This window comes from Pseudomonas sp. TWR1-1-3, assembly GCF_049896805.1.
Taxonomy (GTDB): domain Bacteria; phylum Pseudomonadota; class Gammaproteobacteria; order Pseudomonadales; family Pseudomonadaceae; genus Aquipseudomonas; species Aquipseudomonas bubulae.
Genome location: NZ_JAFCUZ010000004.1, coordinates 428,473 through 442,867, shown reverse-complemented (window position 1 = coordinate 442,867; position 14,395 = coordinate 428,473). Strand labels below are relative to the sequence as shown.

The 14,395-nt window shown below is 60.8% G+C and carries 11 protein-coding genes; 5 read left to right on the top strand and 6 right to left on the bottom strand.

Translation table 11 applies throughout. From position 1 onward, the window contains the following. Positions 1–200: 200 nt before the first annotated feature. From fecA to ACP7BE_RS17680, 3 genes are all read right to left on the bottom strand, one after another. A complete protein-coding gene (gene fecA / locus ACP7BE_RS17690) occupies positions 201–2,537 on the bottom strand; it encodes a TonB-dependent Fe(3+) dicitrate receptor FecA (RefSeq protein WP_426106687.1) in 2,337 nt (778 codons plus the stop codon). Between the two features lie 226 nt (positions 2,538–2,763). Next, positions 2,764–3,729 (bottom strand): FecR domain-containing protein, encoded by a 966-nt coding sequence (locus tag ACP7BE_RS17685; RefSeq protein WP_150628609.1) that lies wholly within the window; start codon positions 3,727–3,729, stop codon positions 2,764–2,766. Beyond that, the gene (locus ACP7BE_RS17680) at positions 3,726–4,214 is read right to left on the bottom strand and encodes a sigma-70 family RNA polymerase sigma factor (RefSeq protein ID WP_150628604.1); all 489 of its coding nucleotides are present in this window, start codon (positions 4,212–4,214) and stop codon (positions 3,726–3,728) included. The genes ACP7BE_RS17685 and ACP7BE_RS17680 overlap by 4 nt, the downstream gene beginning before the upstream one ends. Before the next feature lie 182 nt (positions 4,215–4,396). Here ACP7BE_RS17680 and ACP7BE_RS17675 point away from each other — a divergent pair, with 182 nt between their 5' ends. The 3 genes from ACP7BE_RS17675 to ACP7BE_RS17665 all read left to right on the top strand — a co-directional run bounded on the left by ACP7BE_RS17675 (position 4,397) and on the right by ACP7BE_RS17665 (position 8,534). Continuing rightward, entirely contained in the window at positions 4,397–4,951 is a 555-nt protein-coding gene (locus ACP7BE_RS17675) for an RNA polymerase sigma factor (protein WP_426106685.1), read from the top strand. Beyond that, entirely contained in the window at positions 4,948–5,934 is a 987-nt protein-coding gene (locus ACP7BE_RS17670; RefSeq protein WP_426106683.1) for a FecR family protein, read from the top strand. Before ACP7BE_RS17675 ends, ACP7BE_RS17670 begins: the two co-directional genes overlap by 4 nt. A gap of 182 nt (positions 5,935–6,116) precedes the next feature. Then, entirely contained in the window at positions 6,117–8,534 is a 2,418-nt protein-coding gene (locus ACP7BE_RS17665; RefSeq protein WP_307987545.1) for a TonB-dependent siderophore receptor, read from the top strand. Between the two features lie 11 nt (positions 8,535–8,545). On the opposite strand, the gene ACP7BE_RS17660 is transcribed toward ACP7BE_RS17665, so the two are convergent. Next, positions 8,546–9,418 carry a helix-turn-helix domain-containing protein gene (locus tag ACP7BE_RS17660; protein WP_095038766.1) on the bottom strand — a complete coding sequence of 291 codons (873 nt, stop codon included), beginning with the start codon at positions 9,416–9,418 and terminating at the stop codon, positions 8,546–8,548. A gap of 118 nt (positions 9,419–9,536) precedes the next feature. Here ACP7BE_RS17660 and ACP7BE_RS17655 point away from each other — a divergent pair, with 118 nt between their 5' ends. Further along, positions 9,537–10,433 (top strand): DMT family transporter, encoded by an 897-nt coding sequence (locus ACP7BE_RS17655; protein WP_095018257.1) that lies wholly within the window; start codon positions 9,537–9,539, stop codon positions 10,431–10,433. 112 nt (positions 10,434–10,545) lie between these two features. Here the strand turns inward: ACP7BE_RS17655 and ACP7BE_RS17650 are convergent, their stop codons facing one another. Beyond that, entirely contained in the window at positions 10,546–11,535 is a 990-nt protein-coding gene (locus tag ACP7BE_RS17650) for a 2-hydroxyacid dehydrogenase (RefSeq protein WP_095001196.1), read from the bottom strand. A gap of 170 nt (positions 11,536–11,705) precedes the next feature. Then, positions 11,706–12,638, bottom strand: a complete 933-nt coding sequence (locus ACP7BE_RS17645; RefSeq protein WP_095001197.1) for a LysR family transcriptional regulator — start codon at positions 12,636–12,638, stop codon at positions 11,706–11,708. A 223-nt stretch (positions 12,639–12,861) separates the two neighbouring features. On the opposite strand from ACP7BE_RS17645, the gene ACP7BE_RS17640 reads away from it, so the two are divergent. Continuing rightward, positions 12,862–14,373, top strand: coding sequence for an efflux transporter outer membrane subunit (locus ACP7BE_RS17640; protein WP_150628602.1), 1,512 nt, complete (start codon positions 12,862–12,864; stop codon positions 14,371–14,373). Positions 14,374–14,395 lie beyond the last annotated feature (22 nt).

The following is a 14,395-nucleotide window of genomic DNA, read 5'->3' as shown; positions in this document are numbered from 1 at the left end:
TTCTTCCCTTATATAAGCGTGCTCGTGTGAGGTCTGACGGCCTTGGGTGTACAAAGGTTCATCGTCATCGCTCAGTTACAGTGTTTGGGCCGATGAGCAAATATTTCAAGCACTATTTTCAGGAAGTCTTTCAAGTCGTGACCGGTGTCAGTCTTTGCCTGTAGGAAAAGCCCGCGTGTGCGGGCTTTAGCCAATTTAAATCAAAATGCGACAGAGGTTTGTACATAGAGCGTGCGTGGCTCGCCCACGTATTTGCCCTTGTTGTTGTCGTCAAACGAGCGGGTGTAATACTCGTGGTTGAGGATGTTTTTCACCCCCACAGCCACGTTAAGGTCGGACAGCTGGTGGCCAAAGTCATAGCCCACACGGCTGTTGAAGACCATATAGCCTGGGATCAAACCGGTGCTGCCGTCAGCGCTTTCGGCGCGGGTATTGGCGTTGTCGGCGAACTGGTTGCTCTGGAAGGTGCTGTCCAGGTTGGCTTTCCACGGCCCCTCGGTATAGCCGACGCCGATGCTGCCTTTGTTTTTCGAGGAGAACGGCACACGATTGCCTTTGTTCGGCCCATCTTCGCGGATGGTCGCGTCAACATAGGCATAGGTGGCGTATACGTCGAACCCCGCCAGTACCGGGCTCATGCCATCCAGCGCGTAGTTGACGCTGGCCTCGATGCCCTGATGACGGGTCTTGCCCCGGGCGATCACCGTGTCGGTGGTTTGGTTGCTGTCGTACTGGTTGTTGAAGTTGATCAGAAATGCGCCGATCTCCGCGCGCAGGTTGCCATTGTCGTAGCGAGTGCCAATTTCCCAGGTGCGCGCTTTTTCCGGTTTTACTTCGCCGCCGGTAACGCGATTGGGCATCTGGCTGTACTGCACGCTGCCGAAGGAGCCTTCGGTATTGGCATACAGATTCCAGCTGTCGGTCACGTGGTACATCACGTTCAGGGCTGGAAGCGGAGTGTTGTAGTCGCCCTTGTATTTGACGTTGGTCAGCAAGTTGGTTTGCTGTTGTTCAATCATTTCGTAGCGAATGCCCGGAGTGAAGGTCCATTTGCCGATGTCGATCTTGTCGTCGATAAAGAATGCATGGGCTTCGGTGGCACCACGGGTGTCGCGGTCATTGCGGCTGTTGGTGGTGGGCAGTTCATTGGCGGCAATCGGCGTGCGGTAGCGCAACTCATGGCCGGCTTCGTTGATATAACGATAACCTGCGCCCACTTCGTGGCTGCTGTTGCCCAGATCAAAGCCCTGGGCTATGCGGGTTTCGATCCCGCGCACCCAATATTCCCGCGGTGACAGCGAGAGGAAGCTGCCCTGGTCCAGATAGCCGCTGCGCAGGGTCTTGGTGAAGAAGCTGTTGACGGTGAATTCACGGCGATCTTCCTGGTAGCGATAGCCAAAGTTGACCAGGGTGCGACGGCCCCAGAACTTGTCGTTGGGGCGGGTCGACTGATACGGGTCAGCCTTGTAGGCCGCGGTGCTCAGGCCGCCGGGCATATCGGCCTCGCCATCGTAGTATTGGGCCATGGCGTGCAGGCTGTTGGCTTCGTCGATCTGATAGTTGCCCTTGAGGATCAGGTCGTCGATGCGTGTGTCGCTATGCTGGCGCCAGTCGCCGCCGCGTACGCCGGAATACAGCAGGGCGCCGCCGAGGCCGTTGTCGGCGGTGCCGCCGGCCAGCAGGTTGGCGGTTTTCTTGAAGCCATCCTGGGTGGACGATGGGCTGGTTTCGGTTTGCAGGCCAACTTTTACAGTCGGTTCGTCAGGAATGGCGCGGGTCACGAAGTTGACGATACCGCCGACGTTCTGCGGGCCATACCGCACGGCACCGCCGCCACGCACTACGTCTACCGCATCCATATTGCCCATGCTGATGGGGGCAAACGACAGCTGCGGCTGACCGTAGGGGGCGAAGGGCACGGGAATGCCGTCCATCAACACGGTGGAACGGGTTGCCAGGCGTGGGTTTAACCCACGGATACCAAAGTTGAGCGCCATGTCGTGGCTGCCGGTACCGTTGTTTTCCGGGGCGTTGACGCCGGGGATGCGATTGAGCACTTCGCGGGCGCTGGTAGCGCCCTGGCGTTCAAACTCTTCGCGACGGATCACGTCGCGGGCGCCGGGGTGTTCGAACACATCGGTTTGCGCCGCGTCGCCGAGCCAGTCACCGACTACGCTGGAAGCGCCCAGCTCAATGCTTGCCGGAGCTGTCGAGGTGGTTGCAGGTTGCAGGCTGAATGCCCCCAGGCCTTCAGCGCGGGCTTGCAGGCCAGTGCCTTCAAGCAGGGCCTGCAAGCCTTGTTCTGGATCGTAGGTGCCTTCCAGGCCCTTGCTCTGAATACCGCTGGCGGCGGCGGAGCTGAACGAAATCAGCACCCCGGCTTCGCGTCCGAATTGGTTGAGAGCGTTTTCCAGCGATGACGGTGCGATGTGGTAAGCCTTGGCGTCGGCAAATGCCATCGGCAGGACGCTGAAACTCAAACTGGCACCTAATAGCAAGCGGGCCAGGGACGTAAGACGGAAGGGCTGAGCGGGCATGAGGGATCCTGTGGGGATGAGAATCTAAGTGGCTTACCTTCTCTGTCACGCCAGATCCGAAATCGGCTCACATTTTTTGAAAATAAAATGCACACCCTTTGTGGGAGCGGGCTTGCTCGCGATTGGATCGCCGTGGTGTGACTGGCAGACCGCGTTGTTGCCATCGCGAGCAAGCCCGCTCCCACAACAAGCTCGCTGCTACAACACGTCCGTTTGCACAGAGCCGTTACACCCGCGCTTCAACCGTTACCCAATAGCGGGTAAAGCGCTTGATTCGCACTGGCAAGCTGACGGCAAGCAGGTCCAGCACGCGTTCGCTGTCGTCCACCGGGTAGGTGCCGGAGATCAGCAGGTCGGCGACTTTTGGGTCGCAGTTGAGCTGGCCCCGGCGATAGCGGCCCAGTTCGGCGAGAAAATCCGCCAGGCGCATATGCGCAGCAACCAGCATGCCGTCGGTCCACGCACCGCTGCCCGCATCGAGCGGGCGTGGAGCATTCCAGGCCAGGCGGTTGAAGCTCAGTTGCTGGTGCGGTTCAACCCACAGCGCACTGCCCGAATGTGCGGTTGGCGTGAGCGCAACCCTGCCATCGAACACGGCGATTTCAGTACGGTCGCCAAATTGGCGCACATTCAGACGGGCAGCCTGGGGCTGCAAGCTGCCGTGGGCGGTGAGTACCAGCAGGGGGCGCGAATCCTGGGCGGCAGTCAGCAGCATTTCGCCTTCGAGCAGGCGGATGACTCGTTGCTGGGCATCGAATTTCACATCCACCGCGCTGGCGGTGTTGAGCCGGATCTGGCTGCCATCATGCAATTGCACGTTGCGCCGCTGGCCCACCGGGCTGCTGAAGTCTGCCAGCAACGGGGTGACGGGCAATTGCTCGCGCAGGCCCCAGGTCAATGCCGAGCCTGCGCCTAAAAGCAGCAACAGCTTCAATGCCTGACGGCGGCTGCTGCTTTTGGGCGCGTTCAGGGCCGCATGGGCCAGTGGCGACGACAAACCGCGCAAGCGCTGGTTGATGCGCTGGATATGCTCCCACGCCCGCTGGTGTTCAGGATGGGCGTGTAACCATTGCTCCCAGGCCTGCTGGCGCCTGGGACTGAGCGCACCGCCCTGCATTTCGACCAGCCAGCTGACTGCTTGCTCGGCCACCGCCGTGCCGATGTCGGGCGGTGCATTGAAGGCACCGTTCACAGGGCGAAGTAGCAACGCAGGGCTGCCTTGCTCAAATGACGTTTGACCGTGGCAATCGAAATGCCCAGTTGAGCGCCGATTTCGGCGTAGCCCAGGCCATCGACCTGAGCCAGTAAAAAGGCCCGTTTGACCGGGGAAGGCAGGCCGTCGAGCAATTGATCGAGCTCCATCAGGGTTTGCAGAATGATTGCGCGTTCTTCTTCACTGGGGGCAACCTGTTCGGGCAGGTCAGCCAGGGCCTGCAGGTAGGCGCGCTCCAGATCCTGGCGGCGATAGTGATTGAACAGCACGCGCTTGGCGACCACGGTCAAAAACGCCCGGGGTTCGCCAGGGGTCGGGGTTTCGCGGGCGGTCAGCAGCCGCATGAAAGTGTCCTGGGCCAGGTCGGCGGCATTCTGCGGGCAGCCGAGCTTGCGCCGTAACCATCCCGTGAGCCAGCTGTGGTGGTCCTGATACAGAACCTCGACGGTGTTTGACTGCGACAACGACCACTCCGGCTGCGTTGAATAACGCTTTAGAGAACAAGAATTGTTCGCATTGTAGGGGTGGCTTTATGCATTGAGCAATCACCACTTATCAAGGGCGGTCGCGCAGCCCGTCATCTGCTTTTGCATATGAGAATATTTATCATTAGTATCGCTTTCCTTTTGCCTGCGCATCGATCTCCATGACCCCACCCGAACTCAAGGATGGCCCTACCAGCGAACCGCGCCAGGGACGAGCGCATTTCCTGCAGGTGTTTCTTAGCCAACGTCCGCAGATGGAAGCGCTGGTGAGCCGCCGCGTGGGCTGCCGGGCTACGGCCGCGGATCTGGTGCAGGATTTGTTTTTGCGGTTTTGGCGGCGGCCGTTGGTGCAGGTTGAAGAGCTGAGCACCTATCTGCTGCGCTGTGCGGGCAATATCGCCATCGACCATTTGCGCAGCGAAGGTACGCGCGAGCGGGTCAGCCATCACTGGCAGCCTGAACCGGACGCCAGAAGCTGCGAGCCCCAGGCCGCTCTGGAAGCCGGAAATGACTTGCGCCAGGTCGAAGCGGCATTGCGCAGCCTGCCCGAGCGCACGCGGCATATCTTTTTGCTTAACCGTATTCACGGTCGCACCTATGCCGAGATCGCCAAGGTCATGGGCGTGTCGCAAAGTGCTGTCGAAAAACACATGATGCGTGCCCTGGAGGCCTGCAAGGCCAGTCTGCGTGAGCCGCCATCAGGGACAGTATTGTGAACCGCCATTCGAGAGTTGCCGTGACAGCCGAGCAAGAGCGTGCCGCGTTGGACTGGCTCAGTGTGCTGCACGACCGGCCCGACAGTGGCGATCAGGCTACCTTCAGTCGCTGGCTGCAGGCTGACCCTGCCCATGCCGAGGCCTATGCCCAGGCGCAGGTGGTGTGGGAGCTGAGTGAAGTGGCGGCCAGTACCCTGGCTGACGAAGAGTCGCTGGCCCTTCAGCGTTACCTGTCGGCTATGGATACATCCCGGCGCGGTCGCCTGCGGCATTGGGCCGGTGGGTTGGCCATTGCTGCATGCCTGCTGCTGATGGTCGGTGTATTTGCCGGTTGGCAACCGGCGCGCTGGGTGGACGATCTGGGCGCGGACTATGTGAGCGCGCCTAGGCAAGTGCGCACTGTGCTGCTGGCCGATCAAACGCAGGTCACGCTGGATGCCGACAGCGCCATTGCGGTGAACTTCAGTGGTGGTGAACGCCATGTGCAATTGCGCCGTGGCGTGGCCTTCTTTCACGTCACCCATACCGGCGCGCCCTTTGTGGTAGATGCCGACGGCGGTGAAGCGCGGGTCCTGGGCACCGAATTTGAGGTGCGCCTGCAACCGGGCGGGGCGCAAGTCACGGTGTTGTCCGGGCGGGTAGGGGTCAAGGCTGGCAAGGATTCGGCTCAGCAGATTCTTACTGCCGATCAGCAAATCACCTACGACGCTGGGGTTACCGATGCAGTGCATCACGTTGACAGCCAGAGCCGCCTGGGCTGGCGCTCGGGCTGGTTGAGCTATTACAAAACCCCGCTGGCTGATGTCGTGGCCGATCTCAGGCGTTATTACCCGGGGCAGATTGTGTTGCTCAACAGCCAGTTGGGTGCCAGGAAAATCAGCGGCAGTTTCCCCAGCCAGGACCCGCAAGCCGTGCTCAATTCGTTGCAGGGCGTGCTCGGATTTGAGCAGCACAGCGTGTTAGGGCTGATTGTGTTGCGTTGACGCGCCCTCCACATATCCATGTGGGAGCGGGCTTGCTCCCACCGTTTTCCCACAGGCGGTCTGTGGCGTCATCGCGGATTTTTTTTCATTGCGTGGTGAGGTAAACCCCGGCGCCATCCGTGTAGTGCTTGAAAATGCGAAAAATTCGTATTCCGTATCAGGTCAACACACAGGTCATGAGCATGAAGTCCAGGGCAAGTTCGGTGAAACAGTGGTTGGGAGCTTCTGCATTCGTGATGGCCGGGTTGGCGCTAAACCCGCTTTATGCGGCCATGGCTGCCGAGGCGCCGCAACAGCAGGCCGAAGCCTTGTTCGATTTCAACCAGCCGGCGAAACCTCTGCCCCAGGCGCTCAACGACTTTTCCCGGCTGACCGGCCTGAGCGTGGTCTACACCGATGAAGCCCCCTTTGGCCTGCAAGCGCCGGCGATCAAGGGACGCATGAGTGCCGGGCAGGCTTTGCAGCAGTTGCTCGCGCAGTCTGGCTTCAATGGGCGGCGTACCGACGCCAACACTTTTGCCCTGGAACCCCAGCCCACCGCAGGCGCCCTGAACCTGGGGGCCACCAGCATTACCTCGCTGGCCACAACCGACACCAGCTACCAGCCACCAGCCACCACTTCGGTGATGCGCGGCACGGGCTCATCCATGGAAGTGCCGCAAACCATCAATGTGGTTGCCGCCCAGGTGATTCGCGACCAGGCGCCGCGCAATCTGGATGATGCCCTGAACAATGTCAGCGGCATCACCCAGGGCAACACGCTGGGCAGTACCCAGGACTCGGTGATGAAGCGCGGCTTTGGTGACAACCGTGACGGTTCGATCATGCGCGACGGTATGCCGCTGGTGCAGGGCCGGGCGATGAACGCTGCCACCGAACGGGTCGAAGTGCTCAAGGGGCCGGCCTCGTTGCTCTACGGGATTCAAGATCCGGGTGGTGTCGTCAACGTGGTCAGCAAAAAGCCGCAGCTGGAGCAGTACAACGCGGTGACGGTGCGTGGGTCAACCTACGGTTCGGGTAAAAACGGCGGCGGTGGCAGCCTCGACAGCACCGGCCCGCTGGGTGATTCGGGGCTGGCCTACCGGATGATCATCGACCATGAAGATGAAGATTACTGGCGCAATTTCGGTGTGCATCGCGAAACCCTGATCGCGCCGTCGCTGGCCTGGTACGGCGACAACACCCAAGTACTGCTGGCGTACGAACACCGCGAGTTCCTGACCCCCTTCGACCGTGGCACGGCCATCAATCCGGCGACCAACCATCCGCTGGACATTCCGGCCACGCGCCGCCTGGACGAGCCGTTCAACAATATGGAAGGGCGCTCGGACCTGTACCGCCTTGAAGTCGATCACGACCTCAACGACGACTGGAAAGCCCATTTCGGCTACAGCTGGAACCGCGAAACCTACGACGCCAGCCAGGTTCGGGTTACCAAGGTCAACTCCGACGGCACCCTGACGCGAAAAATGGACGGCACCAAAGGCGCCATCACCACCGACCGTTTCAGCACCTTCAGCTTGCAGGGCAAGGTTCAGGCCGCTGGCATGCAGCATGACCTGGTGTTTGGCGTGGACGACGAATACCGCAAAATCTATCGCGCCGAGCTGATCCGCCAGGACAGCCAGTCCACCTTCAATTACGAAAACCCGGTGTACGGCAATGAAGTCGCCGGTACCACTGTGAGCGCCAGTGACAGCAACCAGACCGACCTGCTGCGCAGCGACTCGTTGTTTGCCCAGGACTCGATCCACCTCACCGACCAATGGATTCTGGTGGCGGGCGCACGCTTTCAGAAGTACGACCAACTGGCGGGCAAAAGCATTCCGTTCAAGGCCAGTACCGATACCAACGGGGTGAAATGGATCCCGCGGGCCGGGCTGGTATACCGCTACACCGATGAACTGTCGTTCTATGGCAGCTACACCGAATCGTTCAAGCCCAACTCCTCGATCGCTCCGCTGACGGGCGGCGTAGTACTGGACTCCTCCATCGCGCCGGAGCAGTCAAAATCCTGGGAACTGGGGGCCAAGCTGGATATCCCGGGCCGTATCACCGGCACCCTGGCCTTGTACGACATCAAAAAGCGCAATGTGCTGGTGTCCTCCACGGTGGACGATGTCACCGCATATTCGGCCGCGGGTGAAGTTCGTTCCCGGGGCCTGGAACTGGACGTCAGCGGCCAGTTGACGGACCAGTGGAGCCTGATCGGCAGCTATGCCTATACCGATGCCGAGGTGACCAAAGACACCACCTACCAGGGCATGCGTCTGCAGAACGTGGCCAAGAACAGCGGTTCGCTGTCGGCGGTCTATGACTTTGGCAGCATTGTGGGCGGTGACAAGCTACGCGTTGGCGCAGGCGCGCGCTATGTGGGCGAACGGGCGGGGGATGCCCTGAACGACTTCGATCTGCCGGGTTACACCGTGGCCGATGCCTTTGCCACCTACGACACCAAGGTTGAGGGGCAAAAGGTCAAATTCCAGGTCAACGTCAAAAACCTTTTCGACCGCACTTACTACACCTCGGCGGCCAGCCGCACCTTCGTCTCCATCGGCGATGCCCGGCAACTCACATTTTCCAGCACTCTGGAGTTCTAAGGCCGCCAGGGTTACCTGAACACCGCCCGAAACTCCCCCGGCGTGCCGCCCAGGCTTTGCTTGAAGCGGTTGGCGAAGTGGCTGGCGCTGGCGAAGCCACAGGCCAGTGCAACATGGCCCAACGCCAGTGTGCTGTTGCGCAGCAGGTCGCGGGCGCGGGCCAGGCGGCGGGCCAGCAGGTATTGATGGGGCGGTACGCCAAAGCTTTCGCGGAACATGCGGGCAAAGTGGTAAGGCGATAGCGCGCACTGCGCTGCCAACTGGCCGATGTTCAGCGGTTCGGCCAGCCGGTGCTCGATGTATTCCACCAGTTGGCGGCGCTGATAGGCCGCCAGCCCGCCCTTGAGTTGCAGCCCGTCACGCAGCCCCACCTGGGTCAGTACGGCATGGTCGAGCAGGGCGCTGGCCAGGCTGCTGGTGAGCAGGCGTTCGGCGGGCTCGTCCCAGTTGGTCTGGATCAGTTGATGAAAGCGGCGGGTTTGCTGTTCGTCATCCTGAAAGGTCAGTTCCCGCAATTGCATCTCCCTGGGTTCGCGGTCGAGCAGGGCGATGCAGCCCAGGGCAAATTGCTCCTGGCTGACATACACATGGGCCAGGCGTATTTCGCCATTGATCACCCACGCCGATTGATGATCGGCGGGCAGCACGCAGAGCTTGCCCGGTGAGCCCTTGGCGCCGGGTTGTTCGCGTCTGAAAGTACCGGTGCCGCCGGAGATATAGCACGACAAGGTGTGGTGCGTCGGTGCTTCATACTCACGGGCATCGTGGTGGTTGGTCCACACAGCAGCGGCCAAGCCTTCACCCAGCTCGGCACTGTGCACCAGACGGGCATTGGGCGAGCTGTTCATGGACTGGAAGACTTGCAGGGTATCGAATGCGGGCATGCTCGCATCCTACTCCGTCGCACTGCGGCTGCCAGCCCCGGGCCAACAAAAGCGCAAGAATCTGCAAGTGCGGCCCAGGCAGCGGGCCCAGACTGAAGGCCATTGTCTGGAGTGCGCCATGAACCTGTTTTTATATGTAATGACTGTCTTGATCTGGGGCACCACCTGGATCGCCCTGAAATTGCAATTGGGGGTGGTGGCGATACCGGTGTCCATCGTTTACCGCTTTGGTCTGGCGGCGTTGGTGCTGTTTGCCGTGCTGTTGCTCAGCCGCAAGTTGCAGGTGATGAACAGGCGCGGGCATCTGATTTGCCTGGCCCAGGGGTTGTGCCTGTTCTGTGTCAACTTCATGTGTTTCTTGACCGCCAGCCAGTGGGTGACCACAGGCCTGATCGCGGTGGTGTTTTCTACCGCCACTTTGTGGAATGCGCTGAATGCGCGGATTTTCTTCAAGCAGAAAATCGCCCGCAACGTGATCGCTGGCGGTGCCCTGGGCATGCTCGGGCTGGGCCTGTTGTTCTGGCCGGAATTGAGCGGGCATGCCGCCACACCGCATATTGCCCTCGGACTGGGGCTGGCGTTGATCGGCACCCTGTGTTTTTCGGCGGGCAACATGCTGTCCAGCCTGCAACAGAAAGCCGGGCTCAAGCCGCTGACCACCAATGCCTGGGGCATGCTGTATGGTGCCAGCATGCTGGCGGTGTACTGCGCGCTAAGGGGTATCCCGTTCGAAATGGAATGGAACACGCGCTATATCGGTTCGCTGTTGTACCTGGTGATACCGGGCTCGGTGATCGGCTTTACCGCGTACCTGACCCTGGTCGGGCGCATGGGGCCGGAGCGCGCGGCCTATTGCACGGTGTTGTTCCCGCTGGTGGCGCTGAATGTGTCGGCCTTTGCCGAAGGCTACCAGTGGACCCCCCCGGCGTTGGCCGGGTTGGTGTTGGTGATGCTGGGTAACGTGCTGGTGTTTCGCAAACCCAAGCCGGTGGCATTGAACGCCAAGCTGGCGTGAGTCTGTAACCCCCTGTGGGAGCGGGCTTGCTCGCGATGGCAGCGACGCGGTGTATCAGTCACACCTCGGCGATCCAATCGCGAGCAAGCTCGCTCCCACAACAGACCTTGCCTCAGCCCTTGAACACCTGCGGGTTGACCAGGTCTTGCGGGCGTTCGCCCAGCAGGGCGCTGCGCAGGTTGGCCAGGGCGCGGTTGGCCATCGCCTCACGGGTTTCGTGGGTGGCCGAGCCGATATGGGGCAGGGTCACGGCGTTTTTCAACGCGAACAAAGGTGATTCGCTCAGCGGTTCTTTCTCGTAAACATCCAGGCCAGCACCGCGAATGGTGCCGTTTTGCAGGGCTTCGATCAGTGCCGGTTCGTCGACCACCGGGCCACGGGAGATATTCACCAGAATAGCGCTCGGCTTCATCAGCTTGAGTTCGCGCTGGCTGATCAGATGCCGGGTTTTCTCGCTCAATGGCACCACCAGGCAGACGAAGTCCGCTTCGGCCAGCAACTGGTCGAGGCTGCGAAATTGCGCGCCCAGCTCTTGCTCAAGTGCGGTCTTGCGGCTGTTGCCGCTGTACAGGATTGGCATGTTGAAACCCAGCCGGCCACGACGGGCAACGGCTGCGCCGATATTGCCCATGCCGACGATACCCAGGGTCTTGCCGTAGACATCGCTGCCGAACAGGGCGGGTGGCACGCTGGCTTGCCATTGGCCGGCCTTGGTCCAGGCGTCCAGCTCGGCGACCCGACGGGCGCTGCTCATGATCAGGGTAAAACCCAGGTCGGCGGTGCTTTCGGTCAGCACGTCCGGGGTATTGGTGAGCATGATGCCGCGTTCGTTGAAGTAGTCGACATCGTAGTTGTCGTAACCCACCGAGACGCTGGAGACGACCTCCAGCTGCCGGGCATGTTCCAGCTGCTTGCGCCCCAGTTTGCGGCCGACGCCGATCAGACCGTGGGCGTGGGGCAGTGCCTCTTCGAATTGGGCGTTGATATCGCCCAGCTTGGGGTTGGGCGCGATGACGTTGAAATCCTGTTGCAGGCGCTCGATCATCGCGGGGGTGACGCGGCTGAAGGCAAGTACGGTTTTCTTGGTGCTGGAAAGGCTCATCTGAACAAGACTCATCGGCTGTCGGGAATGTAAGCACGCTAACATTCTCGCCCGCCCGCTGCCAATCCTTGACCTGTGGGAGCGGGCTTGCTCGCGATTGGATCGTCGGGGTGTGGCAGATACACCGCGTTGTAGCAATCGCGAGCAAGCCCGCTCCCACAAAATCGCAATCAGCTATAGGTGGCCAGTTCAGTCTGATGCGCCGCCAGAATTTCCGGCAGCGAGCTTTTCAAGTATTCGACCCAGGTCTTGATCTTGGCATCCAGGTACTGGCGCGACGGGTAGATGGCGTACAGGTTCAGTTCCTGGGAGCGGTACTTGGGCAGCATGCGCACCAGCGTGCCGTTGCGCAGGCCTTCGATGGCGGCGTACACCGGCAGCACGCCGACACCCATGCCGCTGGTGATCGCGGTTTTCATCGCGTCGGCCGAGTTGACCAGAAACGGCGAAGAGTTGATCAGCACCATTTCCTGGCCTTCCGGGCCTTCAAACACCCATTTGTCCAATGCAATCACCGGGCTGACCAGGCGCAGGCAGGAATGGTTGAGCAGGTCGCTGGGCTTGGTTGCCGTGCCATTGGCTTTCACATAGCCGGGCGATGCACAGACGATGCTGTAGGTGATGCCCAGGCGCTGGGACACAAAACCCGAGTCCGGCAGCTCGCTGGCCAGCACGATGGACACGTCGTAGCCCTCGTTGAGCAGGTCCGGCACGCGGTTGGCCAGGGTCAGGTCGAAGGTCACGTCGGGGTGGGTCTTGCGGTAGCGGGCAATGGCGTCGATCACGAAGTGCTGGCCGATGCCGGTCATGGTGTGCACTTTCAATTGCCCGGCTGGGCGCGAGTGGGCGTCGCTGGCCTCGGCTTCGGCTTCTTCAACGTAGGCCAGGATTTGCTCGCAGCGTAGTAAATAGCGTTTGCCGGCTTCGGTCAGGGCGATGCGGCGGGTGGTGCGGTTAAGCAGGCGTGTTTGCAGGTGGGCCTCAAGGTTGGAGACCGCGCGCGAGACGTTGGCAGTGGTGGTGTCCAGCATGGCGGCAGCGGCCGTGAAACTTCCGGCTTCGGCCACACAACTGAAGGCGCGCATGTTTTGCAAAGTGTCCATGAAGTGCTCTCAAGGGGCGATATAGGGGACAGCAACCAATTACACAGCAACAAATTGTGACATGAAGTTTCAGGCTTTACAGGCCGCTTTTCATTCGACCAACGGATTATCCCAAGAACGGTAATAAAGATTCACATTTATGCCCGCTTATCGTTGTGCCTGCCAAGTCATAGACTTCTCTATCTCAAGCCTCATCCTCCCTCCTTTTCAGGAATTTGCAGCAGTGCAGCGTCGCATCAGCAGAGAGCTTAAAGCCCTCAGTGTTCTGGCTTTATCGTTAGCATTAAACGGCTGCATTGGTTTTGGTGGCATCGCGCCCAAGGGCAGCATGCTTCCCGCCAATACGCTGGCCACCGACGAGGCGATTCAAAGCGCCGCGAAAGACGCGAACTGGCCCAAAGCCCAATGGTGGCACGCTTATGGCGACCCGCAACTGGATGAGTGGATCAGCCTTGCCGTACAGGGTAGCCCAACGATGGCAATGGCTGCAGCCCGTGTGCGTCAGGCCCGGGCCATGGCCGGGGTTGCCGAGTCGGCCGAGTCGCTGCAAATCAACGCAGATTCGACGCTCAAACGGCACAACTGGCCCTCGGACCAATTCTATGGCCCGGGTGCATTGGACAACTCCACAACCTGGGACAACAACGCCGCGCTGGGCTTCAGCTTTGCCCTGGACTTGTGGGGCCGCGAAAGCAATGCCACAGAGCAGGCCGTGGACATGGCGCACATGAGTGTGGCCGAAGGTCGTCAGGCCCAGCTCGAACTGCAGAACAACGTGATTCGTGCCTATATCCAACTGTCGCTGCACTACGCCCAGCTCGATATCGTCGAATCGACTCTGCACCAGCAAGAACAGATTCTCGATCTGGCGCAAAAGCGCCTGGACGGCGGTATCGGCACCCATTTTGAAGTCAGCCAGGCGCAGGCGCCGCTGCCCGAGATTCATCGCCAGATTGACGCCCAGGAAGAAGAAATCGCCTTGACCCGCAACCAGTTGTCGGCGCTGGCCGGCAAGGGCCCGGGGGAGGGTGCACGCCTCAAGCGACCAACCCTCGCCCTGGCCACTGCGCTGAAACTGCCGTCGAGCCTTCCTGCTGAACTGCTGGGACAGCGTCCTGATGTGGTTGCCAGCCGCTGGGAAGTGGCAGCCCAGGCCCGCGGCATCGATGTGGCGCACGCCGGTTTCTACCCCAACGTAGACCTGGTGGGCAGCATCGGCTTTATGGCCACCGGTGGTAGCGCGCTGGGTTTTCTGACCGGCAAGAAGCTCAACTACAACGTTGGCCCGGCCATTTCCCTGCCGATCTTCGATGGCGGTCGCTTGCGCTCGGAACTGGGCGTGGCCTCTGGTGGCTATGACATGGCCGTGGCCAAGTACAACCAGACCCTGGTGACTGCGCTCAAGGGCATTTCCGATCAGTTGATCAAGCGCGAGTCGATGGAAAAACAGCAGGTCTTTGCCGCCGAGTCGGTGCAGGCCGCGCAAAAAACCTACGACATCGCCGTGGTCGCGTTCCAGCGTGGTCTGACCGACTACCTCAACGTGCTCAATGCACAAACCCTGCTGTTCAAGCAGCAGCAGATCCAGCAGCAGGTCCAGGCCGCCCGCCTGAGCGCCCACGCCGAGCTGGTGACGGCGCTGGGTGGCGGCCTTGGTGCTGGCAACGATGTGCCCAAGAACGATCGCTATGTGCCCGACAAACCGCCGGCCGTCATGGCGCTGTTCAACCACTGAACCTGACCACCAATCCCCCTCG

Bases quoted from the DNA above. Each gene is read 5' to 3' on its own strand.
- fecA (WP_426106687.1), bottom strand. From the start codon at position 2,537: ATGCCCGCTCAGCCCTTCCGTCTTACGTCCCTGGCCCGCTTGCTATTA.
- ACP7BE_RS17675 (WP_426106685.1), top strand. From the start codon at position 4,397: ATGACCCCACCCGAACTCAAGGATGGCCCTACCAGCGAACCGCGCCAG.
- ACP7BE_RS17665 (WP_307987545.1), top strand. From the start codon at position 6,117: ATGAAGTCCAGGGCAAGTTCGGTGAAACAGTGGTTGGGAGCTTCTGCA.
- ACP7BE_RS17660 (WP_095038766.1), bottom strand. From the start codon at position 9,418: ATGCCCGCATTCGATACCCTGCAAGTCTTCCAGTCCATGAACAGCTCG.
- ACP7BE_RS17655 (WP_095018257.1), top strand. From the start codon at position 9,537: ATGAACCTGTTTTTATATGTAATGACTGTCTTGATCTGGGGCACCACC.
- ACP7BE_RS17650 (WP_095001196.1), bottom strand. From the start codon at position 11,535: ATGAGCCTTTCCAGCACCAAGAAAACCGTACTTGCCTTCAGCCGCGTC.
- ACP7BE_RS17645 (WP_095001197.1), bottom strand. From the start codon at position 12,638: ATGGACACTTTGCAAAACATGCGCGCCTTCAGTTGTGTGGCCGAAGCC.